Annotated in this window: 19 protein-coding genes; 9 read left to right on the top strand and 10 right to left on the bottom strand. The window is 68.6% G+C overall.

Features of this window, described 5'->3' with window-relative positions:
- The first annotated feature begins 41 nt into the window (after positions 1-41).
- From ACJ8AT_RS18680 to ACJ8AT_RS18665, 4 genes are all read left to right on the top strand, one after another.
- Positions 42-875: a hypothetical protein gene (locus tag ACJ8AT_RS18680; RefSeq protein ID WP_407739115.1), complete on the top strand. Its 834-nt coding sequence runs from the start codon at positions 42-44 to the stop codon at positions 873-875.
- Positions 876-1,035: 160 nt separating this feature from the next.
- The gene (locus ACJ8AT_RS18675) at positions 1,036-2,823 is read left to right on the top strand and encodes a hypothetical protein (RefSeq protein ID WP_407739114.1); all 1,788 of its coding nucleotides are present in this window, start codon (positions 1,036-1,038) and stop codon (positions 2,821-2,823) included.
- Positions 2,824-2,881: 58 nt separating this feature from the next.
- Positions 2,882-7,489: a MopE-related protein gene (locus tag ACJ8AT_RS18670; protein WP_407739113.1), complete on the top strand. Its 4,608-nt coding sequence runs from the start codon at positions 2,882-2,884 to the stop codon at positions 7,487-7,489.
- 62 nt (positions 7,490-7,551) lie between these two features.
- Positions 7,552-8,331: a methyltransferase domain-containing protein gene (locus ACJ8AT_RS18665; protein WP_407739112.1), complete on the top strand. Its 780-nt coding sequence runs from the start codon at positions 7,552-7,554 to the stop codon at positions 8,329-8,331.
- A gap of 18 nt (positions 8,332-8,349) precedes the next feature.
- Here the strand turns inward: ACJ8AT_RS18665 and ACJ8AT_RS18660 are convergent, their stop codons facing one another.
- A complete protein-coding gene (locus tag ACJ8AT_RS18660; protein ID WP_407739111.1) occupies positions 8,350-9,111 on the bottom strand; it encodes a DNA polymerase beta superfamily protein in 762 nt (253 codons plus the stop codon).
- Positions 9,112-9,262: 151 nt separating this feature from the next.
- Here ACJ8AT_RS18660 and ACJ8AT_RS18655 point away from each other — a divergent pair, with 151 nt between their 5' ends.
- Together ACJ8AT_RS18655 and ACJ8AT_RS18650 are read left to right on the top strand one after the other, a co-directional pair.
- The gene (locus ACJ8AT_RS18655; protein WP_407739110.1) at positions 9,263-10,957 is read left to right on the top strand and encodes a hypothetical protein; all 1,695 of its coding nucleotides are present in this window, start codon (positions 9,263-9,265) and stop codon (positions 10,955-10,957) included.
- Between the two features lie 18 nt (positions 10,958-10,975).
- The gene (locus ACJ8AT_RS18650; protein WP_407739109.1) at positions 10,976-11,716 is read left to right on the top strand and encodes a hypothetical protein; all 741 of its coding nucleotides are present in this window, start codon (positions 10,976-10,978) and stop codon (positions 11,714-11,716) included.
- Positions 11,717-11,768: 52 nt separating this feature from the next.
- On the opposite strand, the gene thpR is transcribed toward ACJ8AT_RS18650, so the two are convergent.
- Both thpR and ACJ8AT_RS18640 read right to left on the bottom strand, forming a co-directional pair.
- Positions 11,769-12,341 (bottom strand): RNA 2',3'-cyclic phosphodiesterase, encoded by a 573-nt coding sequence (gene thpR / locus ACJ8AT_RS18645; protein WP_407739108.1) that lies wholly within the window; start codon positions 12,339-12,341, stop codon positions 11,769-11,771.
- 3 nt (positions 12,342-12,344) lie between these two features.
- Positions 12,345-12,872 carry a metal-dependent hydrolase gene (locus ACJ8AT_RS18640; RefSeq protein ID WP_407739107.1) on the bottom strand — a complete coding sequence of 176 codons (528 nt, stop codon included), beginning with the start codon at positions 12,870-12,872 and terminating at the stop codon, positions 12,345-12,347.
- Between the two features lie 95 nt (positions 12,873-12,967).
- On the opposite strand from ACJ8AT_RS18640, the gene ACJ8AT_RS18635 reads away from it, so the two are divergent.
- On the top strand, positions 12,968-14,215 hold the full coding sequence (locus ACJ8AT_RS18635; RefSeq protein WP_407739106.1) for an adenylate/guanylate cyclase domain-containing protein: 1,248 nt from the start codon (positions 12,968-12,970) through the stop codon (positions 14,213-14,215).
- Here ACJ8AT_RS18635 and proS read toward each other — a convergent pair.
- The 7 genes from proS to ACJ8AT_RS18600 all read right to left on the bottom strand — a co-directional run bounded on the left by proS (position 14,209) and on the right by ACJ8AT_RS18600 (position 23,980).
- On the bottom strand, positions 14,209-15,642 hold the full coding sequence (gene proS, locus ACJ8AT_RS18630) for a proline--tRNA ligase (RefSeq protein WP_407739105.1): 1,434 nt from the start codon (positions 15,640-15,642) through the stop codon (positions 14,209-14,211). The two genes, ACJ8AT_RS18635 and proS, sit on opposite strands and share 7 nt — an antisense overlap.
- A 180-nt stretch (positions 15,643-15,822) precedes the next feature.
- Entirely contained in the window at positions 15,823-16,278 is a 456-nt protein-coding gene (locus ACJ8AT_RS18625) for a hypothetical protein (protein WP_407739158.1), read from the bottom strand.
- Positions 16,278-20,681 (bottom strand): pilus assembly protein PilY, encoded by a 4,404-nt coding sequence (locus tag ACJ8AT_RS18620; protein ID WP_407739104.1) that lies wholly within the window; start codon positions 20,679-20,681, stop codon positions 16,278-16,280. The genes ACJ8AT_RS18625 and ACJ8AT_RS18620 overlap by 1 nt, the downstream gene beginning before the upstream one ends.
- Positions 20,682-20,708: 27 nt before the next feature.
- Positions 20,709-21,245, bottom strand: coding sequence for a hypothetical protein (locus tag ACJ8AT_RS18615; protein ID WP_407739103.1), 537 nt, complete (start codon positions 21,243-21,245; stop codon positions 20,709-20,711).
- A gap of 5 nt (positions 21,246-21,250) precedes the next feature.
- The gene (locus tag ACJ8AT_RS18610; RefSeq protein ID WP_407739102.1) at positions 21,251-22,627 is read right to left on the bottom strand and encodes a PilW family protein; all 1,377 of its coding nucleotides are present in this window, start codon (positions 22,625-22,627) and stop codon (positions 21,251-21,253) included.
- Positions 22,628-22,630: 3 nt separating this feature from the next.
- Positions 22,631-23,200 carry a hypothetical protein gene (locus ACJ8AT_RS18605; RefSeq protein WP_407739101.1) on the bottom strand — a complete coding sequence of 190 codons (570 nt, stop codon included), beginning with the start codon at positions 23,198-23,200 and terminating at the stop codon, positions 22,631-22,633.
- 9 nt (positions 23,201-23,209) lie between these two features.
- The gene (locus ACJ8AT_RS18600) at positions 23,210-23,980 is read right to left on the bottom strand and encodes a Tfp pilus assembly protein FimT/FimU (RefSeq protein WP_407739100.1); all 771 of its coding nucleotides are present in this window, start codon (positions 23,978-23,980) and stop codon (positions 23,210-23,212) included.
- A 193-nt stretch (positions 23,981-24,173) separates the two neighbouring features.
- Between ACJ8AT_RS18600 and ACJ8AT_RS18595 the strand changes: the two genes are divergently transcribed.
- A complete protein-coding gene (locus ACJ8AT_RS18595) occupies positions 24,174-24,854 on the top strand; it encodes a hypothetical protein (RefSeq protein ID WP_407739099.1) in 681 nt (226 codons plus the stop codon).
- Between the two features lie 98 nt (positions 24,855-24,952).
- Positions 24,953-25,627, top strand: a complete 675-nt coding sequence (locus ACJ8AT_RS18590; protein ID WP_407739098.1) for an MXAN_6652 family MXYO-CTERM-anchored protein — start codon at positions 24,953-24,955, stop codon at positions 25,625-25,627.
- The last annotated feature ends 97 nt before the right edge of the window (positions 25,628-25,724 follow it).

The raw sequence follows: 25,724 nt of genomic DNA, 5'->3' as shown, positions 1-25,724 counted from the left end.
GGGTCGGCGGCCCTGTTCCACCCGTTTCAGAGGGAGAGCACATGGCTCTGAAGTCCCGTCTTCTCACCGCCTTCTCCGTCCTCTCGCTGGCTGCTGGCTGCGCGACCACGCAGCAGACTCAGCCCACCCAGCCTGGAGGCAATTCGACCGTCGAGGAGCTGCCCAACGAGGAGCACCAGGGCGGCGGTCAGCAGCACGCCCCCGCCGAGGCCGCTACCCCGGCCCCCGCTCCCACCGCCACCGCTTCCCCCAACGCGCAGCTCAACGCCTTCGGTGGCCCCGAGGAGGGCTTCACCGCGAAGATGCCGGGCGGCCCCCCGCAGGTGGCTCGCAACAAGGTCACCACCAAGGCCGGTGACATCACCACCGGCGCGTGGAACGGCAACGTCGAGGGCGTCATCTACTCCCTCAGCATCGCCGACTACCCCGCCAAGGTCGTCGCCGCCCGCCCGCCCGAGGCCTTCCTCAATGAGGGCCGCGATGGGCTCGTCACCCAGCTCAAGGGCAAGGTGGTGAGCGAGGAGAACATCACCATCAACGACGCGTACCCCGGCAAGGCGTTCACCATCTCCTCCGACAACGGTCAGGTGAAGGCGCGCAACTACCTGGTCGGCCCGCGCCTCTACACGATGCTGGTCCTCTTCAACCCCAGCATCGGCGCTCCCATGGCGGATGACTTCCTCCGCTCCCTCAGCCTGATCAACCCGCCCCCGCGCATCGAGCGGAAGGGCGCGGGCGCGGCTCCGGGTGGCACGGCGGCTCCGGGTGGCACGGCGGCTCCGGGTGGCACGGCGGCTCCGGGTGGCACGGCCGCTCCGGGCGGCACCGCGGCCCCGGGCGGCACGGCGGCTCCCGCTGACTCCGGGAAGAAGTAGTCCTGATCGGGTGCACGCTCCGGCCTCCGCGAGCGTGCACTACCGGACGGAGGCTCCGCGTTGAACTCTGCCCCGCGGGGCACTTCCTCCGTCTCCCCCTGGTTTCCTCCCACGCCCCCCGGTCTTAGCTTCTCTCCAGTCATGGGGGAGGGGGATGGAGATGATCGGGGCTTCGACGGCGTTGCTCGCGGCTGTGCTCGCGAGCGCGACTCCGCTGATGCCAGTCGGGGGAGGCAATGCGCTCACCCTGCCGGCTCAGCGTCACATCGTACAAATCAACATGGGAGGAGGCAGAGCGCCCGTCTGGCTGCTCGCCCCCCAGCAGACTGGCTCGGATGGACGGGGCCTCTCGCTGTACCGCTCGGATGATGGCGCGCGCAGCTTCCGCTTCCTCGCGCCCATCCAACCGGATGCAAGCCACAATGACCGGGCCGAGCTGCTCGTGGTCGGCCGGGACGTGGCGCTCGTCTATTCCTACGAGTCTTCCACGCTGGGGCCCTCGCACCGGCACGATGTCTGGTTTCAGTGGTGGCGCTACCAGCCCAGCCAGGACACCTGGAGGCCCGAACCGGCCGTCCGCGTCTTCGATGCGCCGGATGATCACGTCGCGTACTCCCGGGCGCTGCTGGCGAGGGACTCGGTGGGCCGGCTGTGGATCCAGGCCTTCCGGTTGGATCCGGATGGACGCTCCACCGCCGTGGTGTCCGTCTCCACGAACGGAGGGGCCAGCTTCCAGCGCCAGCCGGACCTGGACCGGGTGCGCCACCGCGGAGGCGGCCGGCTGCTGGCCGTCGGCACGAAGCTGATCTTCGTCTACGCCATGCACGATGGCTTCGAGCCCACGCGCATGCGCATCCGCCAGGACAGCGATCCGCTGAACACCTGGGGCTCGGTGCGCCAGGCCTTCCCCGACGGCATCTACCATGGCGCCGCGCTCAGCGCCGTCGAGGACGGCCATGGCGGCATGCACCTGGTCTACAAGGACGAGACCGAGCGCCTCTACTACCGCCACTTCGACGGGAGCGCCTTCGGGCCGCGCACGCTGCTGGAGGACGTGCATGACTGGGCCCTGCAGCCGGCCATCACGCGCATCGGCGGCACGCTCTATGTCTTCTACAACCGCATGCGCGAGCCCAACAGACGCTACGAGCTGCGCGCTCGGGTGCTGAAGAACGGCACGTTCAGCGCGCCCGTGGTGCTCGACTCGCGCTCCACCTTCAAGGGCTACCTCAACGCGGTGGACGTGCTGCCGGCCGGGACGCCGGAGATCCCCTGCTTCTTCGGGGAGTCGCCCGATGCCAACTCCCGGGGCACTCTGTCCCGGGTGATGCTGCCCACCGGCCAGGACGACGGAGGATCTGGAGGCGGCAGTGGCGGACCGCCCTCGGGGGACCCTCCTCCTCCGGGAGCGCGGGTGTTCACGGACGACTTCTCTCGCACCACCTCGCGTGGGATGGGCGATGCGTGGGCGGTGACGGGGCTCTGGTACGTGGATGGGACGCGTGCGGTGAGCGATCTGGATGGGACGGATCTCGCGCTCGCGACACGCTCGAGCTGTGGCAACTGCTCGGTGGAGGTGCGGCTCCAGCACTTCTCCCAGGCGGAGGCGGGGGTCTTCCTGCGAGCCCAGGGCAGCGCGCGCTACACGCTGGTGTCCCTGGCCAACAAGCGGATCCAGGTGCGGCGCGTGGTGGGCAACCGCGTCACCGTGCTGGGGGAGGCCAGCAGCGGCCTGTCTTCCAGCCTCGAGCCCATGACGCTCAGCCTGTCGGTTCATGGCTCAGGGCCGGTGGAGCTCGTCGCCTCGGTGGACGGACAGGCGCGCCTCACGGTGGTGGACTCCAGCAACTCCGCGCTCAGCCAGCCAGGGCTCGCGGGGGTGGAGACCCCCATCGCGGGTGTGTGGTTCGACGACTTCCAGGTCCGGCTGGAGCCGTCGCACCCCTGACTGCTTTGACTCCCAGGCTTCGTCCGGGTCCGGTGAGGGGAAGCCCCAGCGTGCTAGCATGGGGCCTCCACCCCCGGAACCCGAGGTCTCCGAAGTGAAGAAGCTCAGCCTCGTGACGCTGCTCGTCACGCTCTCTGCTTGCAAGAGTGACAAGCTCGAGGGCGAGGCGATCCACGCGAAAGTCGTGCTTGCCCCCGCGGTCTCGGCGTCCTGTGTGCTCTTCGAGGTCCGCGATCCGTCGGATCACAGCGTGCTGGACAAGAGCTGGCTGCCTCGCAGCGGCAAGAACGAGCTGCAGGTGGCCATCTTCCGGGGCTCGCTGCCGCAGGATGTGGAGCTCGCCGCGCGGCCCTACCAGGGCGGGGCGTGCACCAAGGAGCTGGGGGCCACGACGGCCAACGGCGTCTACGTGACGGGGAGCGCCACCTTCGTGACGGGGCAGGTCACCCAGGCCCACGAGCTGAGCCTGCAGCCTGGGACGGATGCCGACAGCGATACGTACGTTGATCTGACCTCGGGGGGCGGGGACTGCAACGACTCGAGCGTGGCGGTGAGCCCGGGTGCCTCGGAGATCTGCACGGATCAGGTCGACCTCAACTGCGACGGCAAGAAGGGGTGCGAGGCCTCGGGCTGCGCGGCCAACGCGTGCATCGGGCCTCCGACGGCGCTGATGCTGACGCTCCCGGTCAGCGCGGTGCCCGCGGGAACTTGCACGAGTGGGGCTGTGTTGGTGATGGACTCGAGTGGCAGGCCGACTCACGTGACCGAAGCCACCTCCGTCAGCCTGCAGGCAGCGCCGGCGGGGGGGATCGCCTTCTTCTCGGACTCCACCTGCACCACGCGCGTGACGAGCGTGTCCCTCTCCGCGAACGAGGGCAGCGCGGGCTTCTTCATCCAGGGCCAGTTGGCGGGGGCCGTGACGGTCACCGCGTCGTCCAGTGGGCTGACGCAGGGCTCGCAGAGCGTGCAGGTCACCCCGGGGACTGGCAACCGGCTGGTCTTCACGAGCTCCGCCCAGACCGTGACGGCCGGAGCGTGCTCGCAGGGGGTGCAGGTCCAGAGCAGGGATGCGCAGGGGAACGCGGCGCCCGTCTCGGCCCTCACGACGGTGGCGCTCGGGGCCTCGCCCAGCACGGGCTTCAAGTTCTATTCGGACGCGAGCTGCACCACCGAGGTGACGAGCACCAACATCGCCGCCGCGGCGAGCACCGCCGGGTTCTACTTCAAGGGGACCAAGGCCGGCAGTGTGATGGTCACCGCCACGGCTCCCAGCTTCACGGGGGACTCGCAGACCGAGACGATCAAGCCAGGTCCGCCGGCGGCCCTCAGCTTCTCGGGGCCGGTAGCGGCTCAGGCGGGAGACTGCTCGACCGCGGTCACTGTCTCGCTGCTGGACAACCAGGGCAATCCCACCACGGCGACGGCGGCCACGAACGTCACCCTGGCCGCGGCCGCGAGCGGCAAGCCGCTGACGTTCTCCACCAACGGGTGCTCGACCAACACGACGAGCGTGTCGATCGCCTCGGGCTCTGGCTCCACGACGTTCTCCTACAAGGGCACCCAGGCGGGCGCCGCCACCATCAACGGCACGTCCGGGACGCTGACGAGCGCGGCGCTGAATGTGACGATCAACGCCGCGCCTCCCACGGTGGCCGTGTTCACCACCACCGCCCAGGCGCTGCTGGCGGGGGCGTGCTCGGCGGTGACGACGGTGCAGCTGCAGGACAGCTTTGGCAATGCGGCCACGGTCTCGGCTGACACGACGATGGGGCTGACGGCTTCTCCCCCGGACGGGTTCCAGTTCTTCTCCAGCGCCGGGTGTGGAGGGGCGCCGGTCACGTCATTGCCCCTGCTGACGGGCTCGGGCAGCGCGAGCTTCTACTTCATGGGGACACGCTCGGGGACGGTGGCAGTGACCGCGTCCGTCGGCGCGATCTCCAAGAGCCAGAACGAGACCATCAACCCCGCCGCGCCCACCGTGCTGGCGCTCTCCACGGCGTCGCAGACGATCACGGCGGGAGCCTGTACGCAGATCACCGTGCGAGCCCAGGACGTCTACGGGAACGCCTCCAATGTCTCGGGCCCCCAGGCAGTGAACCTCTCGGCGAGCCCGTTGGCGGGCTTCGCGATCTACCCGACCAACACCTGTGGCACTGCGACAGCCACGGTCAGCATCAGCTCGGGCCAGTCGAGCGCGACCTTCTACGTGAAAGGGAATACGCCTGGAGGCGTGACGGTGACCGCCAGCAAGACGCCGCAGTTCTCTGACGGGACGCTGGCCCTGACGGTGAATCCGGGGCCTCCCACCAAGCTCGCCTTCAAGACCGGGGCGCAGACGGTCCAAGTGGGGAACTGCTCGGGCATCACCACCGTGGAGGTTCAGGACAGCCTCAGCAACTCCACCACGGTGACGACCACGACCACGGTCACCCTGTCGGCGACGGGCACGACGAGCTTCTACTCGGATGCCACCTGCGCGACCTCGCTGCCTTCCTTGTCGATTCCGGCAGGCCAGGGCAGCGCGAGCTTCTACTTCAAGGACACCGCCGTGGAGCCCGTGACGATCACCGCGGCCAGCGCTGGCCTGGGGAATGTCACCCAGACAGAGACCATCAACCCGGTGCCGGCGGACATGCTCGCCTATACGACCCCGGAGCGCTCCGCGACGGCAGGGTCCTGCTCCGGTGTGGTGACGGTGCAGACGCAGGCCAGCGGGAGCCCCACGACGGTCATCTCCGCTACCCCGGTCACCCCCAGCGCCACGGGCCTCACGTTCTACTCGAACAACACCTGCACCACACAGGTGACGAGCATCAACATCGCCGCGGGCCAGGGCAGCGTGAGCTTCTATTTCAAGGGCACCACGGCTGGGATGGTGGTCCTGACGTCCTCTTCTCCGGGCCTTGCCAGCGCCATCCAGAACGCCACCATCACCGCAGGCTCGCCGAGCAAGCTGGTCTTCACCACCCCTGCGCGCACGACCGTGGCGGGAGCGTGCTCGGCCGTCGTCACCGTCCAATCCTCGGATACCTTCGACAACGCCTCAAACGTGACCCTGCCCGTGACAGTCAATCTCAGCGCGAGTGGGACGCCCACGGACGGCAACTTCAAGTTCTATACGGATGCGAGCTGCTCCACGACTGCCGTCACGAGCGTCTCCATCCCGGCGGGGCAGTCGTCGGCGAGCTTCTATTACAAGCCCGAGAAGGCCCGGACCGCGACCCTGACGGCCTCGGCGACCTTGTTTACGAACGGCACCCAGGATCACACCATCCTCCCGGCCGGTTCGAGCGTCCTGTCGTTCTCCACTTCGACTCCCGCGCAGACCCAGCTCGCGGGCACCTGCGCGCTGCGGACCGTGGAGAGCCGGGATGCCTACGCAAACCTGACGACAGATCCCCTCACGCTGACTCTGAGCGCCTCAGCCACGGCGGAGTTCTTCTCGGATTCGAGCTGCACCACGCTGGTGACTACGGTTCCTATTACCGCGGGGAACAGCTCGGCCAGCTTCTACTTCAAGGGCTACACCGGCGGCATCAACGCCAATGGGACCGTGACGCTGACGGCCTCCGCCACGGGGCCCACCCCCGCGAACCAGACCGAGACCCTCATCCCCACCGTCAGGACCGGAACCTGCGCGCTGAGCGGTGCCGCGAAGAGCACCACTTGCACCATCACGCCTGGGCTCACCAATGGGAACAGAGCGTTCCTGGTCTTCCAGAGCACGACGCAGAACACGAACAGCAACAACGCCAATATCCGGTGCCGCCTGAACAGCCTCACCCAGGTGATCTGTGAGCGGGGCGGCGGCGGTGGCAGTGCCGCGAACATCCGGTGGGCTGTGGCGGAGTTCCCCAATGGCGTGGTGACCCAGAACTTGCCGCAAGACTGTGTGGCGGACACCACCAGCGTCACTCTTGCCACCAACGTCGTCACCGACCGCACCTTCCTGATGATCAGCGGCGAGCGGAATGTCTCTGGCCAGGACAGCAGCGTTCCACGGCTCGCGGAGCTGACCTCGGCGACCCAGGCACAGATCCGGAAGACGGCCTCCGCCGGCTGTGGTGGAACCGACGCCAGCAACCTTCAGGTGATCGACTACCCTGGAGCCTCGGTCCAGCGCGGGCTGACCAGCCTGGCGACCACGGTGGCGAGCACCCAGATCAACCTCTCTTCCAGCGTGGCGCTGGACAGGTCCATCCTCCTGTACTCGTACCTCTACGACAGCACGACGACGAAGATCTGCGATCGGCTGGTGCGCGGGGAGCTGACCAACAGTGGTGCCAATGTGACTTTCACTCGAGGGGATGGAGACACCTCGGCCAACTGCACGGCGCCGAATATCAGCTCCATCTCCTATGAAGTGGTCCAGTTCCCCGTGGGGACGCTCGTCCAGCAGGTCACCCAGCAGCTCGCGGCGGGGGCTCTTTCCGCGAACATCACGCTCCCGACAGCGGTCGATGTCAGCCGGACGATTGTGACTGCGGGCGGTCAGTGGTCCTCGGGGCAGGTTCACGGAGAGAGCCGGTATTCGGGGGGCGAGGTCGTTGCCGAGGGACGCGCTCAGGCCTCCCTGTCGGCGAACGGCACGACCCTCACCCTCACGCGAGAGGCCTCCACCGCCTCGGCCACGTTCACCGTCTACGTCGTCCAGTTCAAGCCGTGACGTGAGTAGAATCCCGGCGGGCTGCCAGCGGCCGCCCCGGGCCAGGAGCCGCAAGGAGGGGTATGTGGAATCCCGCGCAGTACGAGCGCTTCCGTGACGAGCGCAAGCGCCCCTTCTTCGAGCTGCTCGCCCGGGTGAATGCCGAGGCCCCCGCTCAGGTGGTGGATCTCGGCTGTGGCACCGGGGACCTGACGCTCGTGCTCGCCGAGCGCTGGCCTCAGGCCCGCGTCACCGGTGTGGATTCCTCCGAGGCCATGGTGGCGGAGGCCACCCGCCGCGCCGCACCGGAGCGGGTGCGCTTCGAGCTGGCGGATCTGGCTCGGTGGACGCCCTCCGCGCCGGTGGATGTGCTCGTCTCCAACGCGGCGCTCCACTGGCTGCCGGATCACCCCGCGCTCCTGTCCCGGCTGGTGTCCCTGCTGGCTCCCGGCGGCGTGCTGGCCTTCCAGGTGCCCGCCAACTTCGAGGCGCCCTCGCACCGCCGCATCGACGAGCTGCGGGCTCAACCTCGCTTCGCCGCGAAGCTCGCCCCCGTGCGCAGAGGGCATGCCGAGCCGCTCGAGCTCTATGAGGCGCACCTGTCCCGGCTGGGGCTCACGGTGGATGCCTGGGACACCACGTACCTCCACGTGCTGCCGGGAGAGGACGCCGTGCTGCAGTGGCTGCTGGGCACCACGTTGCGGCCGGTGCTCGCGGCGCTCGGGCCCGAGGAGAGCCAGGCCTTCTTGGATCTCCTCAAGCCGCTGTTGCGCATGGACTACCCGGCCGCCGAGCGAGGCACCCCGTTCCGCTTCACCCGGCGCTTCGTGGTGGCCGTGCGCCGTGAGGGTGGGCAGGCCTGAGCGGCGGGCCCGCCCCGCTCACCGCGCCGAGGCGAGGCGGAGGCGCACGAGCAGCTCATGGAGCCCGGCCCGGCCACTGGGCTCGCTGGGCAGCGTGCTCGTGTCCCGCGCGTGCTCCAGCTCCTGGCGCAGGCGGTGGAACTCCCGCTCGTGGAAGGCGAAGTCCGCCTCGGGCAGCGCGCCCTTCTCCGGTCCCGTCAGCTTGCGCTGGACGAGCTCGGGCACGTACGGCAGGCGGTAGTGCTCGTTGAGGGTGACAAGGTTCGACTCCACGCGGCCCGTGCGCATCAGGTGGAGGCCGGTGAGGAGGACCCGGTACACGTAGAGCAGCGGCTTCACCCGCCGCGGGTTCTCCTTCTCGAAGAGCCTCCACTGCGTGTCGGCGAAGCCCAGGTAGTGGTGCGCGTGGTGGCGGGTGATGCAGGCGTTGGCCAGGGACTTCAGCTCCTGGTGCTCCGGCGAGGTGCGCAGCACGAGCGGCGAGTAGATCTGCTCCAGCACGTAGCCGTTGCGGCGCAGCACCAGGTTGAAGAACTTGGCCACGTCGTGGGTCACCAGGTCCATCTCCAGGCCCTCGTACACGGTGGACTGCTCCACCGTCTCCGGACCCAGCTCCAGCCCCACCACCTCTCGCGCGGGCAGCACGTGGACTCCCCGCAGATCCCAATCCGAGTCCGGTGACGGGAAGCCGTAGATGTGCGAGCCGCTCACCGTCATGAAGAGGAGCGGGTAGGGGTGCTTCTGGATAAAGGGTTCCAGCCGGCTGTCGAGCGTCGTCATGTCGTCAGCTCCTTCCGCGCGGGGGCGTGATCAAGGGTAGCCCGGCAGCTTGACGCGAGCTTCCCCTACGGACTGTGAGCATGGGAAGGCGTGGCCCACCCAGCGAATCCTTCTCGGCTCTGAGGCCGCCCTCTAACACGAGACGGGCCCGGTGCGGGCCGTGGTGGAGGCGGCAGTCGCGCAGGGCAGTGCGCTGAGCGGCCCCTGGGCGCCGCGCACCTCGTACAGCGTGAGCCTGTGGGGCCTGGGGCAAGAAGGCCAGGGGCTCGGGGTGCGCTGGAGCTGGCTGCCACCGGCCCCCTCCACCGCAGCGGGGGAGCTGGCCACGGATGCGCTGGCGCGCTTCACCGGCGAGGGGCCGCTGTACTTCAAGGCTCTGGGTGGAGCGGCCTTCAACCCTCGCTCCTGGGTGTCTCCCCGGCTGCGCGCGGGCGGTGAAGTCGGAGTGCACGCCATCCGTGGGAGCATCGGGCTGGAGCTGGGCGTTGGGGGCGTGTACGCGTTCGCGCCCTCCCAGCTCGCGCACGGCGAAGGCAGAGTCTCCCTCGGGGTGGGCCTGCTCTTCGGCTTCGGCCCACCGCCCCGTGCGCCTGCCCTCGCCCCGCCTCAGCGCTCCTGGGCGCAGCAGGCCGCCACCCCTCCGGCAGGCGCCTTGCCACCGCAAGGCTTCTCGTCCTCCCCGGAGGCGAGCACGGCGGGGCTCTGGCCCGCTGCTGAGCAGGCGCACGCCCCCTCCGGCGAGCGGGATGTGATTCAGCAGATTCTGCTGCTCCGAAAACCTTGGGACGTCCAGGTCTGGTGGGACGCGGGCCCTGGGCAGGACGTCCCGCACTGGACCCACCCGCTGTCCGAGTGGGAGCTCAAGTACCTGCGGGCCATGAGCGCGGAGACAGTGCCCGAGCCCCTCCGCATGCCACCGCCGGTGACGCCCGAGCGCCTCACCCCACAGCAGCGGCAGGATGGGGAGCAGTTGCTGGGCCCAGGAGCTGCCGCCGCCCAGGGGTATGCCCACTGGGAGAACCGGCGACGCATCGTCACGCACTACGTGCTCACCCACCCGGTCACCGTTGGGTACCAGCTGCTGCTGTATGGGGCGGCCAGGGACATCAACCCGTTGCACTTCGCGCTGGAGCGGGGCTGGCAGATGGCCAGCGGCCAGGAGCTGTTCACCGCGCGGCCGGTGTCCCAACTGGGCGCGGCCCAGGAGTTCTTCACGGCCCTGGCGGCGGGAGTGGCTGCTGGCAAGTTGATGACCGCCACGCGGCCGGTGCCCGGGTGGGGTGTCCCGGAGCCCGTGGAGCCGGTGGGCTTGGGCAACGTGGAGACTCCGCCTGCTCCGCCGAAGGCCGCAGCGCCTGCTCCAGAACCCGCCCTGGCGCCTGCTCCAGAACCTGCTCCGGCGCCTGCACCGCCCGCTCCGGCGCCGGGCCCGCTCGTGCCCTCTCCAGAACTGGTCCAAGCCCTCACGGGCAAGAAACCTACGCCGCTGGTGCCCGCCGGCCCGCGCCTGCGTCAGGACGCCACCGTCAAGCCGGAGGTGCCAAGGCTCCTCAAGACGACCCGTCTCATTGGCCCCAGCCCCAGCCAAAACGCGCAACTCCAGCGGGATATCGAGTACCTGGAGAAGGAGCTAGGCGCCAGGAACATTCGGGTGAACCAGCAGCAACTGACGTTCAGGAACGACCAGCGCGTGGGAATCAATCGACCGGACCTGCAATTCGACTACAACGGCCGTCGCTATTATGTGGAGTACGACTCACCTGCTTCGGGGCGTGGCCCTGGCCACCAAGCGCGCCTCACCGCCAACGACCCGGACGCCGACGTCATCCTGATCATCATCCCTTGAGGGAGGAGGCGGGCCTGAATGATGCAAGAGATGAAGGGACTGCTGCTGGAGGACCGCTGGGCGCCTGTCACTTCAGAGATGGGCTTTCTGGAGTTGGGTGCGGAGCAGGCGGCACAAGCCTTCGCCACGTGGCAGGAAGGGCTGATGACGCCCCGTGGCATCTCCGTGGAGGTGCTCCCTATCTCGGGCAGCTTGGAGCAAGTCCTCTCCAGTCTGCTGCCCCTGACCAGTGGGGAGACACAACGGGAGTTGTTCATCCCCACGCGCAGCGTCTGGACCGCCTACGTCGAGAACGGGTGGACCGGGACGGATGCCGCCAGCCCCTTACGCGCCATGGCCCGGAGGCTGAGCATCCGGTGCTTGCGGGTGGTCGCCGTGCCCCACACGCTGCGCAAGGACCAAGGCGGCCGCTATGGTGGGGTGATGTTGGATGTGTTCGGCCCGGAGCAGCCGGGGAAGAGCCACAACTATGTGCGCGCCATCGAGGTGGCCAATGATGGAGGCCGCTGGGTCTTCGAGCAGGAGGGTGAACCCTTCCCCTTCGAGCAGGTGGAGCAGTACCAGGCGCGCCGGGTGAGGGACCGCTTCACCTTTGAGATGCTCAAGGACTACCTGCGCCACCTGGGGCTGGCTCCCTTCGACGAGGACTTCTACATGCCTCCGGGCACCCGCGCGTGGCTCGTCCAGAAGACAGGCCCCTTCACCACCGTCGGGCAGGAGTACACGCTGGAGCAGGCCCGCGCCGCCCACGTGTTGTGACGCAGAAATCGCGCCTCGGTTCAGCCCCCTGAAAAGACTTAGCCCCGATGACTTAGCGGTCGCGGAACTGGAGTTGGGGCCCCGCCAGCGGCAGCTCCAGGCGTGGCAGGTAGTGCCCGCCCTTGCTCTCGAAGAGGATGAGGTGCTCCACGTGCGCCTCTCCCCAGCGCTCGCCCTCGAGCACGCGGCGGCACTCGAGGAAGGCCGCGTCCCCTCGGGGATCCTTGGAGCGCGCGAGCGTGAGGTGCGCGGTGTACATGCGCTTCTCCCGAGGAAAGCCCAGCGGCTCCAGCACCGTGGCCACCTCCGCCTGGAGCGCCTCCAGCGCGGCGGTGTTCCCTCTCACGCCCGCCCAGAGCACGTGGGGATGGCGGGGCGCGCCAAAGCAGCCACCGCCCTCGATGGTGAGCGTGAAGGGCGCGTGGTGGTGAGACACCGGCGTGAGCGCATCGCCGATCGCCGGCAGCTGGGCCTCGGCCACCTCGCCGAGGAAGACGAGCGTGAGGTGGACACCCTCGGGCTTGACCCAGCGGGCCTTGGGGGCCACGGCGCGCAGGCGCTCGATGCCCGAGGTGGCCTGGGCCTCCATGGTGCTCCCGAGGGTGACAGCGGTGAACAGGCGCATGGCTCAGGGCTCCCGGGCCGCGCGCCGGCGTGGCCAGAGCGCGAAGGCCCAAAAGGGAAGGAAGGCGATGAACTCGACCGCCACCACGTACAGCCCACGGGAGGAGAACATCCGGGTGCCGATGGGCGCCACGGGCAGCGGGCGGAGGGGCGCGAAGAAGCGCTCGTCCGAGAAGGGCCAGAGCAGCGCCACTCCCAGCCCGCCGTCGGTGAGCGAGTCCAGCAGGCCATGGCTGGCCACGGCGAGCAGGGCGAGCAGGCCCGTGCGCCACGCAGAGAGGCGCAGCAGGGGTGCCAGCCCCGTGGCTCCCAGCGCCACCAGCGCCGCGAAGGCCAGCGAGTGCGTGGCCCCCCGGTGCCCCCAGGGCGCGGAGTAGGGGATGCCGAGCTTGAAGGCGATGACATCCGCGTCGGGCAGCAGGGCCAGCGCGGAGAAGAGGAGCATGCCCACGGCCAGGCGGCCGCGCGAGGAAGCTCCTGCCTCGTACCTTCCCACCGCCATGCCGACGGCGACATGTCCAATGCTTGCCATGATTGGCCTTCACGATAGTCCATCGCGCCCTGCATGGCGGACCCGCGGCTTCCTGGCGGGGGAGGGGCTCCTGGGCTACCGTCAGGGGTAACGTGTTGACGGCCCTACCCGAATCAGGCGTCGATGAGCTCCTCCAGCAGCGCTTGGACGAGCGGCGCGCGCAGGTCAGCGAGTGGCTCAATCGCTTCCGCGCGGGAGGGGTACTGGGCTGGCTGGTCTTCGCCGCGGTGTTCGACTGGCAGACGCCGCAATGGATGCTGAGGGTGTACCTGGTACTGGCGCTGGCGCTCTGGGCGGGAGCGCGGCGCTTCCAGGCGCTCGGCAGCAGGCCGGCGCTCGGGGTGGTGGGGATCGACATGCCCGCCATCTGCCTCATCCAGCTCTCGGCGCTGCTGTTCACCCCCAACAAGGTCGCCGTGGCGCTGATGCCGATTGGCATCTACGTCATCCTGGTGGTGCTGGTGGCCATGCTCGGGTTGTCCCGGGGGGGCGTGGCCGTGGCCACCGGGGTCGCCATCCTCTGTGATGCGCTGCTCTGCGAGCGCGCGGGCCTGCCTCGCGCCGTCTACCCTCAGGCCCTGGTGCTGGTGCTGGTGATGGCGGCGGTGACGGCCACGTTCGTGAGCCGCCAGGTGCTCGGGCTGGTGCATGACGTGACGCGCGAGCAGGCCCGGCGCGAGCGCCTGGGCCGCTACTTCTCGCCGCAGGTGGCCAGCCGCATCGCCGAGCTGGGGCCCGGCGTCGACACCGGCCAGCACCGCGAGGTGACGCTGCTGTTCTCGGACATCCGCGGCTTCACCACCATGGCGGACCGGATGGAGAGCCCGCAGGTGGTGGCGCTGCTCAACGAGTACCTCACCCGCATGGTGGAGGTGGTGTTCCGCAACGGGGGCACGCTCGACAAGTTCATCGGGGATGGGATCCTCGCGTACTTCGGCGCCCCGCTGGAGCTGATGGAGCACCCGCAGGCCACGGTGGAGTGCGGGCTGCAGATGCTGGAGGCGCTGGAGGCGCTCAACACCGAGCGGCGCGAGCGCGGCGAGGAGCCCTTGAGCATCGGCATCGGCATCCACACCGGGCGCGTGGTGGTGGGCGACGTGGGGCCCAACCAGCGCCGCGAGTACACGGTGATTGGAGACGCGGTGAACCTGGCCAGCCGCATCGAGGGGCTGACCAAGAAGGTCGGCGCGTCCATCCTGGTCTCCGAGGTGACGCGGGCGCGGTGCGCGGAGCGGTTCGAGTTCACCGCCGCCGCGCCGCTGCCCGTGCAGGGCAAGCCGGAGCCGGTGGCGACCTTCGTCCCCACGCGCGCGCTGGCCGCCCGCTCCTCCTCGAATCAGTAGGCCTTCGAGAACACGATACGGCCCGGGGAGGCCTCGCCGCACACCACGCACTTGCCCGGCTCCTGCTTCAGCTCGAAGGGCCGGCAGCGCGTGGTGGCCGCCAGGTCGTTCTTCACCTTGGCCTCGCACGTGGGCTTCTCGCACCAGTGCGCCAGCATGAAGCCGTCCTCGGCGCGCTTCTGCATCTCCTCGTAGGAGTTCACCTCGAAGGTGTTCGCGTCCCGGAACGACTTGGCCTTGGTGAACAGGTCCGACTGCATGGCCTCCAGCATCGCCTTGGCCTTCTCCACCGCCTGGCCCAGCGGGACGAACTCCTTCTGCTTCACGTCCCGGCGCACCATCACGCACGAGTCCTTGGCCAGATCCTTCGGCCCCAGCTCCACGCGCAGGCACGTGCCCACCAGCTCGTGCTCGAAGTACTTGAAGCCCGGGCCCTTGGTCTCGTCGTCGTCCACCACCACGCCCAGCCCCGCGCGGCGCAGGTCCGCCGCCAGCGCGTGGGACTTCTCCAGCACCTGCGCCTTCTCCGCGTCCGAGGCCTTGCCCAGGATGGGGATGACCACCGCGTGCGTGACGGCCAGCCGCGGCGGCACCACCAGCCCCGCGTCATCCGAGTGCGTCATGATCAGCCCGCCGATGAGGCGCGTGGACACGCCCCAGGACGTCTGCCACACGTGGTGCTGCTTGCCGTCGCGGCCCTGGAACTTCGTCTCGAAGGCCTTGGCGAAGTTCTGCCCCAGGTTGTGGCTGGTGCCCGCCTGCAGCGCCTTCTTGTCCTGCATCATCGCCTCAATGGAGTAGGTGCGCAGCGCGCCGGCGAACTTCTCCGACTCGCTCTTGCGCCCCTTGAGCACCGGCATCGCCATGTAGTCCTCGGCGAACGCCCGGTACACCTCCAGCATCTGCAGCGTCTCCTTCTCCGCGTCCTCCTCCGTCTCGTGGCAGGTGTGGCCCTCCTGCCAGAGGAACTCGGTGGTGCGCAGGAACAGCCGCGTGCGCATCTCCCAGCGCATCACGTTCGCCCACTGGTTGATGAGCATGGGCAAGTCCCGGTAGCTCTGGATCCACTTGGCGAAGCTGCGGTTGATGATCGTCTCGCTCGTGGGCCGGATGATGAGGGGCTCCTCGAGCTTGGCGCCGCCCGCGTGCGTCACCACGGCGAGCTGGGGGTTGAAGCCCTCCACGTGCTCGGCCTCCTTCTTCAGATAGCTCTCGGGGATGAGCATCGGGAAGTAGGCGTTCTTGTGGCCCAGGTCCTTGAACATCTTGTCCAGGACGCGCTGCATGTTCTCCCACAGCCCGTAGCCGTTGGGCCTGATGACCATGCAGCCCTTCACGTCCGAGTAGTCGGCGAGCTTCGCCTTCAGGACGAGATCCACGTACCACTCGGAAAAGCCCTTCTCGCGGGGCAGGAGCTTCTCGGCCATGTGCTAGCAACCCTCGTGCTGGGGAAAGAGAAGGGTTGCCTATGCTGGGCGCCTGCGGAAATCAACGGGGACGAAGCCCCTGCTCGACTCGTGAACGCGAGGAGCAGGGGACTGTCCCCCAGGCCCTGCCCCTCCCCAGTGGGGGGAGAGGCAGGCCGTACAGCACCGCGGGCCGGGGGCTCAGCCCTCCGTGGGCGCGGCGCGCGGAGGCTCGGGAGGGATCAACCCCGGGGTGATCTGGTAGAGCGAGCCACCCCGGATGGTGAACTGGCGCTCGCCCAGGCGCTTGCGGCAGTGCTCGTCATCCTTGGGCTGGTAGATCTCCACGTACAGCGAGCCTGGGCCCGCGGGCTCGAAGACCCGCCGCACGGCGCAGTTGCCGAAGCGCTGCATCACCTCGTCACGCGACTGGCCAATCTTGAACTCCGGGGGAGGGCCCTTGTCCTCCTCCGGAGCCGCGGCGGGCTCCTCGGAGGGCGCGGCGGCCTGGGGCTCCTGCTCGGTGGCAGGAGCCGCGGGTGCCGCGGCCGCCTGAGGCTGGGCCTGCGGGGTGGGTGCCGGGGCCGGGGCCGGGGCCTTGGAGCAGGCCCCGAAGAGCAGCGCCCCGGCGAGCGCCGCCGCCCTCCATGGGGTCATCAGTCGCAAGCCGTCCCTCCGCTCGCGCCGTGGCGGCAGTCGTGGCCGCGGCGGTCGAGTTCGATCTGGTACAGCGACTTCACGCCCTCGTCGCTCGCGTTGGTCGTGACGCCCTGCGGGCCGGAGCCCGGAGTCAGCGTCACCGTCCCGCGCAGGATCTGCCCGTTCCCGATACCCACTTGCGGCGTGGGCTCGCCGGGGTCCGAGATGACGGTGGAGGGGATGTAGCGCGACCACTGGTGCGTGGAGCCGTTGAAGAAGCCCACCGAGCAGTCGGCCCGGCCCGTGGCGTAGTTGGACTGGTAGAGGCGAGCCACGTTGGTGCCCGTCGTCGCGCACACCGCGCCGGTGGCGCCGCTGGGCTCGAACGAGTTCCACAACACGCAGCCGTTCAGCAGCGTCCCCGTGCTGCCCGTGCGCTCATTGGTGGCGCCGTACTGGATGAACCACCCCTTGCCCGCCGGCGCGGCCGACTGCTGGCTGGCGTCGACGACCAGGCCATTGGTGTCGAACTGGCTGACATTCACCAGGTCCGTGTCGGTGTACAGGTTGTTATCGTAGGTCTGCGCCTCGGCGTCGGTGTTGAACTTGCGCTTGGGGTCCGAGCCTCCGTACGCGTAGATGCCGTAGTAGCGCTGCGGGGAGAGCGCGGCGGACATGTAGTTGAGCACCGCCCAGTCGTTCTGCGTCTCGCGGCAGTTCCACTTGGTGGGGTCTGCTCCATCGCACGTGTAGATGATGGAGCCGTCAAGGCCGTTGCCGCAGCCGTTGGCGGCGGTGTTGTCCCAGGTGAGGTTGACCTGGGCGCTGGCGCAGGAGTTGGTGGTGGCCGACGGCGCCGACACTCCGCCCGAGCCGTAGTGGTAGCTCGTGAGGGTGGCGTTGCTGGTCATCACCGTGGAGCCGCCGCGCTTGATGGTGAGGGTGTTGTTGACGCCGCACCCTTGCGCGGCGCAGGCGCGCGGGTTGGACAGGCGGCAGATGCTGCCCTGGTCCATCTTGTTCTCCCGGTCGCCGGTGCCCACGTAGACGCGCCAGAAGCCTGTCTCCGGCTGGCGGGCGCCGAGCACCATGTAGCTGAAGGCCGGGCGTATGGCCTCCGGGTCCGTGGTCTTGCCCGCCAGGTTGGCGGTGCGGAAGGAGCGCGCGGCGTACCAGTTGTTCACCTGCTTCTTGGCGCTGTCCCACGTTCCCGGCTGCCAGAAGCGCAGGGTCCACAGCTGCCCGCCGTAGTCTCCCACCGCGGCGGTGTCGAACAGGAAGTCGCCGTCGTTGGCCGGGCTGTCCGCCCGGCCAATGTCCGTCGGGCTGATGCCGGCGCCAATCGGGTAGAGCAGGTGCGAGGAGAGGCTCTTGCCGTCACCGTTGAAGAAGCTCCAGATTGTATGGCCGCTGCGGATGTCCACGATGGCCATGCCGCGGCCTCGCGTCATGCTCTGATCATACCCGCCGTTGAGGAACACGACATACCGCTCGCGCGCGGCGGTGTTGTTGATCAGGTAGGGGGACTCGGGGCTGCCCCCAACCGGGCCATACATGGAGCGCAGGGCATCATCGGCCTGCGGAGTGAGCGCCACCGGGCCAATGGGCGCCGGGCGAGGGGCGAAGTTGGAGAAGCTCTCGCCCACCTGGAGCGCCAGCGGATCGCACGGCTGCGGCCACATCCACAGGAAGTCTCCGGCCTGGTCCGGCACCACGCTCTGCGACGCGTTGGCGCTGCGGCCCAGCAAGCGCGTCAGGTCCAGCGCGAAGCGGTGCACGCCGCCACGGCCCGTGCCCACCACGGCCACCGTGCGGTACTCCTGCCACTGCTTCTTGCCGTCCGGGGCCTGGCCCTCCGCGCCGTCGATCCACACGTCGCGCACCATGGCCGAGCTGTCCACGGAGTAGGCGTGCTTGCCGATGTTGTTGCGCAGCTTGGGCAGCATGTCCGGCGGAATGAAGGCCCACACCTCCTGGCCCGTGCCCTCGTCGTGCTTGATCTGGCCGGTGAAGGAGTCCTTGGTGCCGGTGCTGACGCCGGTGAGGAAGGCATGCAGCATGCCGTCATTGCTGCCCACCAGGGTGAGCTCGTCGCGCTGGCCGGCCGCATCCACGTACTTCTCATAGGCGCTCACGCCCGTGGTCGTGGCGATCGTGTAGTCGTTCTGCTGGCTGGTGGCGCCCGAGAACAGCGACTGGATGCACTGGGTGCTGAAGGCGCAGAAGTTGCGCCCCATGGGCGGGCTGACGCTGATGGGCGAGGAGTGGAAGATGTCGCCCAGCAGGAAGTCCCTGTCGTAGCCGCTGGGGCCGCGCTTGGACGGGTCGGGGTTGAGCTCATCCGCGCCGCGGTACCAGCGGATCACCACCTTGGCGCACTCGTCCGGCGTCAGGCTGGCCACACCCTGCATGGCGGCGATGTCCGCGCACGTGCTGGGGTTCTGGCTGATGCCCAGGTACTCGCGCAGCTGGCTGGAGTGGGCCTCGTCGAACGGGATCGGCGTGTCCCGGAAGTCCAGCAGGCCGTCATTGTTGCTGTCGACGATGGTGTAGATCTTGCGGGTCTTCCACACCTGCGAAGGGGACGAGGAGGGCTTGAGCACGTTGCCCGCCTCCCAGAAGGGCACGGCCGGCACCAGCGGCTGCAGCAGCTTCACGAAGCCGCCATCGTCGTTCTCGATCACGGCATCCCCCGCCTTGTCGATCAGCAACGTGTCCAGGCAGTCGCCGTCATTGTTCTTGTCTCCCACGCCCTTCGGGGTGCAGGGCTCCACGTTCTCGTTCCACAGGTTGAAGCGGTACAGGAGGCCCTGCCACGGCATCGCCTTGGAGCGGGCCGGCTTGAAGCGGGGAATGATCGCGGCGCTGGCGCCGTGCACCTGCAGCGTGGCGGCCGCGGCGCTCGAGAAGGAGGTGGCGCGCGTCTGCACGTTGTTGATGATGTCCAGCAGCGCCTGCTTCAGGGAGGCCGCGTCATCCGCCGTGTAGAACAGGCCGCCGCCCACATCCGCCGCGCTCTTCAGCAGGTTGCTGCTGGTTCCGAACCCCACCGCATAGGTGATGACGCTCTGCTTGCCCGCGGTGTTGAAGTCGCCCACGACGGGCGGCGTGTTCGCCTGCAGGTCCTGCGTGTAGAGCATCTTGGCCACGTCATCCAGGTAGAACAGGGGGTTGTCATCCGAGGGGTCGGTGTCAAGCCGGCCCTTGTCGCGGGTGTTGTTGGTGGTGCCTGAGTTGCACGGCCGGGAGTCCGGGCAGTACACCGGGCCGCCGTTCACCGCGCGCAGCTTCGCCGCCATGGTGCTGGTGAAGTTGTCACCGCTGGGCTCACCGTCCGTGATGATGATGACCGAGCTGGTCTGGCAGCCCCAGCACACGCTGCGGCCTTCCTGGGTGAGCGGGCCGTTGGCGAACTCGTTCGGGTAGCTGTAGTTCGAGCCGAAGCCGAACGTGGTCTTGTACACGCTGTCATCCGAGGTGAAGTAGTAGCCCACGTTGAGCAGCGACTTACCCAGCGGCGTGCCCGTCGTGAACGTCCAGCCGTTCACGCCGTTGATGAAGCTGGCGCGGTTGCTGTCGAACGAGCTCGCGTCGTTGGCGATCTGCTTGCACGAGGGGTTCTGCCCCTGGACCAGCGAGGTGAGCGTCGAGTTGGTGGTGAAGACGCTGATGCCGGCGCGCACCCGGCGCAGATCCTTGATCACCTGCTTGAGCACCGCCCGGGCGGTGACGTACTTGGGCGGGTTGAAGTTGAGGAAGCGGCCCCAGAAGATGAAATCGCGGTTCTGGAACGGCGCGGTGTCACGCTGGGTGGCCGTCGGCAGCTTCCAGTAGCCCTTGGTGGCCAGGCAGTTGACGCAGGTGGCGTAGTCCGAGGCCCCCGTGGTGTCCCAGTTGGGCACCTGCTGCTGGCAGGCCTGCTCCTTGTTGTCCCACTGGTAGGCCGGGCTGCTGCTGTCGTTCCAGAACATGTACCCGTAGAACTTGTCGTCCTTGAACAGGTCCGGGAACCCGTTGTCCGAGCCCAGCCCGGTGCCCGGATCCGGAATGGGGTACTGCGTGGCCGGGTTCCAGCCGCGGCTGACCTCGAACGCGTCCAGGCGCGGGTTGTTGCAGCCGTTGACGGTGATGTCGAAGAAGTCCTTGTGGCCGCTGTCGATGAGCTGCGGCAGCTCGCGCATGGAGCTCGAGAGGTCCACCAGGAAGTGGATGTTGGGCGGGGCGCCGTCGGAGCTGAAGAACTTCTCGTCGCCCGAGGAGTCCTTGCCGCGGATGACGTCGTTCACCATGGAGGTGGTGAGCTGGCAGCAGGCGGCGGTGTTGCCGGCGGGGTCGCCAAGCTCGGCATAGGCGACGCCAGCCGCGCCCAGGGCCGTCAGGCCCAGGCAGAGACGAAAGAGGGTGCGAGTCCAGGAGTGCATAGGGGGATTCTCCTTTGGAATTCGATTCTAGAAGCCGACTCGGACCATGAATTCGATCTCGCGCTCGGCGCTTGCGGGGTCCGCTGTGTCCTCTCGGCACACAGCGGTGACGATGTAGAAGGCCGGGACGTGGGATTCGCCCGTGACCATGGTGTTGTCGTTGACCTGGGCCATGGGGTCATCCAGCGTGGTCACCTTCTTGGCGCTCCAGCTCTGCAGCTCCCCGAGGTGGCCGGTCCTCAAGCTGGGGCTCACCTGTGCGCCGTTCAGCTTCTCCGAGAAGCCGTTCAGATCCTGCGAGAAGGAGATGGGCAGCACCTTGGCCGAGGTGGCGGCGGACGGATCGACGACGGGCAGCATGGTCATCTGCACCTTGGAGAGGAACAGGTTACGCGCGGCCTGGATGCAGGAGGACATCACGTCCTGCTGGGACTGGACCTCCGAGGCGGAGCGCTCGGTGCCCGTGAAGGAGATGGCGCCCGCCACCAGCAGGGTGATGAGGACGACGACGATCATGGCCATGACGAGCGCCATGCCTCGGGGATTGGGAGTGGTGCGACGCACGAGGGCTAACCTCCACCGGGGGTGACGGGGACGAACTGCCGGTTCATCAGCATGTTCTTGGGGGCGACAGACTGCCGCACGATGGTGCGGTAATAGTGGCCGCCCGAGGGTGTGAAGGCGGCGGCGATGGTCCCCTGGGTCAGGTTCTCCAACTGGCGCCAGGCTTTGGTGCCGTCCGCCAGCGTGGGGCCCGTCGGGTAGGGGGAGCCATCGAACCGCGTCAGCAGGTTGTCGCCGGGGATTTGCGGGTCCGGCACGGTGCTGCGCGCCACCAGCGTCACGCGCACCTGGCGGATGTTGGCGAGGTGATCCCTCAGGTGGGCCTGGGGCAGCGTCAGAAAAGGAGCCACCTGCATGGGGAACAGCCGGGTGGGGTAGGTCGTGAAGGGGTTGAAGGCCCAGCCGGTGGGCAGCAGCGGATCCTTCTGCTCCCAGTTCTCTCCGTAGTGCGTGGCGTCCATGACCGTGTCGACCCCGAGCACCATGGGCGTCTTGTTCGCGGAGGCATCGTTCGTGTCGAGGATGTAGGCCGCCTGCAGCTGCTCGATGCCCTCGGCCACGGGCACCGCGTCGTTGGCGTCGATGGTGCCGTCGCCATCGAGCTTGGTGGCGGTGGGCATGTCCACGCCCGGGTGCATCATCAGGTAGGGGGTGCGCTCGGGGGTGGCCGGGTTGCCATCATTGTCGAACATGGCCACGTAGAAGGCCGCGCGGTGGACCAGCACCACCATGGGCGGGTAGGTGGCATTGTGGAAGCAGTCACCGGCGCCGCCCAGCGTCGCCTGCTCATGGAAGAGCCGGCCCGGGCCGCGCGTGGGCGAGTTGGGGGCGGAGGACGGGGCCGTGGTGTCCAGGTTGATGGTGGCGGTGCCCGCGTTGATGTACTTGCCTACCGTGATGAAGGCATGCGGCGGGGTGCTGTTGATGGCCAGGTCGGCGAAGGAGGTGGGGCTGGGGTTGGGAGAGCAGATGACCAGGAGGATCTGCCCCAGGCGCATGGGCTGTTTCAGCGGCTGGTCCAGGGTGAGGACGGCGGGGGTGGCCGCGACGACCCTCCGGGCGAAGAGCGGATCCCGCCAGTGCACCACGAAGGCGTCCGGGTACCCCACATCCTGCAGATCCGTGGCGGCGTTGTAGGAGTCGTAGGCGAGGATGGCCCGGTCCGGGTCGACGCCATAGCCGGCCACGCGCAGGTGGCGCTCCAGGAAGCCCAGGGACTGGCGGGCGTTGGCCTGGATGGCGCGGCGGCTGGCGTGGGACTGATATTGCTGGGCCTGCGAGATGAAGGTGAGGCTGATGCCCACCAGCACCACCGCTCCAACGGCGGCGCCGACCAGCAGCTCCAGCAGGGTGAATCCACGAGCGCGAGGGGACGTGGGCATGGGTTAGAACTCCAGAGAGGTCTGAGGGTCGGCGACGACGACCTTGGGGTCCGTCTTGATGGCCCAGGTGTTCACCTGGCGCATGCCGCCCCCCGGCGTGGGGAAGCGCACCATGATGAGGACGCGGATCTGATCCACCTGGTTGCCGCGGTCCGGGTCGGGGATCTGCCGCGCGCGCCAGGCCACCTGGTAGAAGTTGCTCTGGCCCTCGGAGGAGAAGATGGCGTCCGCGGCGCCCAGGATGGGGCGCACGCCGGCCACGGGGATGATCGCATCCTGCAGCTTCACCAGGCCGTCGGTGTTGGTCATGTCGCCGAAGGCGGGATCCGTGTCGAGCAGGCCGGTGGGCTTGTTGAGCATGGGGTGGTTGAAGGGCAGACGCTCGAAGGAGTCGGCCACATCGCGGGCGATCCGGCTGGCGGCCGTCTGCGCGCGGGCCAGGTTGTTCTGCTGGCTGGCCAGCACATTCATCTGCATGACGCCGAGGATGCCGACGGAGAAGACGACAAGGGCGGCCATGGCCTCGATGAGGCTGGTACCGCGCGGGGACAGGCGAGCGGGTCGCAGGGGCATGGCGGACTCCTAGAAGACGACGGTGGCGCCCGCGGGCGCGGAGACGGTGAGCAGCTTCGGCTGGAAGCCCTGCTCGGAGGTGGTGTTGGGCGCGAAGGCGATCACGGCCCCGGAGGCGGCGTTGCCGGTGAGCACCTGCATGGTGCCGTCCGAGTTGAAGCGCAGCAGCCCATAGGGGTGGCCCGCGCTGGTGACGCAGAAGTTGCAGCCCGCCAGCAGGCTCGGCGTGGGCTTGTCCTTGTCCGTGGGGGTGAACGTGGGGGTGGTCATCGGGATGGCGCTGAAGGGCGCGGGCAGCGGCTTGGGGACGCGGGTCGAGTCCAGATCCAGGAAGGCCAGCCCGCTGGCGCTCACGCCGGCTCCGTCTCCCAGCACCATCTCATCGCGCAGGGGGGCGTTGAGGATCTCCGTGGTGCCGTCCGTCTTGTAGTGCGTATAGGACAGGGCCTCCTGGGGGCTCTTCAAGTTCAGGTCCAGGGCGTTCCAGTCCGCCGGGGCCGGACCGCTGTCCGGGCGCTCCAGCACCTGGAGGCGCACCCGGTTGTTCAAGGCGGGCAGCTGGTGGATGAGGACGTAGTGGGGAACGCCGTGGCTGAGGGCGCGCAGCTGGGCGCCGTTGATCATCGCCGTCGCGTCGAACACGGCGTTGTTCATCCGGGCCTTGCCCATGCCGTAGACCATGTAGGAGACGGCCAGGGCAGCCAGGATGATGATGATGACCACGGCCGTCATGACTTCGATCAGCGTGAAGCCTCGGCGGTGGCGGGAGTAGGCGGGCAAGGGGGACCTCCTGGGGACCCCCAGTTGTTGCAAAGTCCGGCCCTGAACGGAAGCCCATGTAAGATCTTGGAAGCACAGGGCCGAGCCCCCCCGCACCTCCTGTTTTGCAGGCGCTTGCAGGTCGCAAACTTTTCACTCCGCAAACTTTGCAAGGTTTGCGTCAGAGATGTAGGACATGTGGGAGGGGGCCCTGATGCTGATCAAGCTGACGGAGGCGCTTCACGTGCTGGAGGTGCCGTTGCGCACCGGGGGGCTGGAGCTGGGAGGGCGGATGACGGTGATCCGCTTGCCAGACGGAGGCCTGTGGATCCACTCGCCGGTGCGCTTCGAGCCGGCGGCCCGCGCGGCGGTGGAGGCGCTCGGGCCGGTGCGCTTCCTGGTGGCGCCCAACCTGATGCACCACCTCCATCTGAAGGACTGGGCGGTGGCGTACCCGGAGGCCCGGGTGGTGGCGCTGGCGGAGCTGCGCCGCAAGCAGCCGGAGCTGCGCATCGACGTGGAGCTGACGGACACGCCGGACGCGGGCTACGCGGAGGTGATCAGCCAGCAGCGCCTGCGCGGCATTCCCAAGGTGGAGGAGTTCGCCTTCCTGCACCGGCCCTCGAAGACGCTGCTGCTGACGGACGTGGCCTTCCACATCCGCGAGTCTCCCTCTTGGCTCACGCGCGCGTACCTGCGGCTGAGCGGAACGTACGGCAAGCTCGCGCCGACGCTGTTGCTCAAGTCGCTCGTGAAGGATCGCGCCGCGCTGCGCACGTCCCTGGAGTCGGTGCTGAGCTGGGACTTCGAGCGTGTGGTGGTGTGCCACGGAGTGGTGCTCGAGCACGGAGGACGCGAGGCGCTACGCGAAGGTTTCGCGTGGCTCTGGAAATAGGCCGTATGGCGAGATGAGGCGGCGTGGCGAATGCGGAGCTTCGTGCGCGCCGATGGAGCTCCGCGCTAAGTAAGGCCTCCCCATCTCTCGGAGGTCGAATGCATTCGCAGCGCTTCTCTCTTGGCGTCGCTGGCGTGCTGGCGGCAAGCCTCTTCTCTCTCACGGCCCACGCCAACAGCGCGGGTATCACGGGTCGCTCTGGCAAGCAGGGCATGACCTGCATGGACTCGACCTGCCATGGCGGCAACCCCAGCGCCGCCATCCCGGTGGTGCAGCTCACCGGGCCCACGAGCCTCGCCGCAGGCGAGACTGGCACCTACTCGCTCGTCATCACGGGCGGCCCGGCCGTGAAGGCCGGCATGAACGTGGCGGTGAGCAACAACGGCGGAACGCTCAACAAGCTGGGGACGGATCTGCAGGTCGCCGCTGGGGAGCTGACCCACACGGCGCCCAAGCCGTTCGCCAACGGCGAGGCCCGCTTCGACTTCTCGCTGGTGGCGCCCAGCTCCAGCCGCACCGTCACGCTGTATGCCAGCGGCAACTCGGTCAACGGCGATGCCAACAACACCCTGGACCACTCCGCGTCCACGACCCTGGACATCCAGGTGACCGGCAGCTCCACGCCGGATGCGGGCACGCCGGATGCGGGCACGGACAACCCCCCTCCGCCGGACAACAATGACAAGGGGGGCTGCGCCGCCGCGGGTGGCGCGCCCATGGCCCTGCTGCTCGCGGTTGTCGCCGAGCGCCTGCGCCGCCGCCGCACCGCTTAAGCGCGCCGCTGGGGCAGGGCCTTCGCCGTGCTCCAGGACGTTGCTCGGGTCCGTCCGCTTGCTCTGCGGACGGGCCTGAGGCGGGGGGACGACAGGG

The sequence above is a fragment of the Hyalangium sp. genome, from assembly GCF_045802625.1.
GTDB lineage: Bacteria > Myxococcota > Myxococcia > Myxococcales > Myxococcaceae > Hyalangium.
This window is presented reverse-complemented; position numbering and strand designations above follow the sequence as displayed.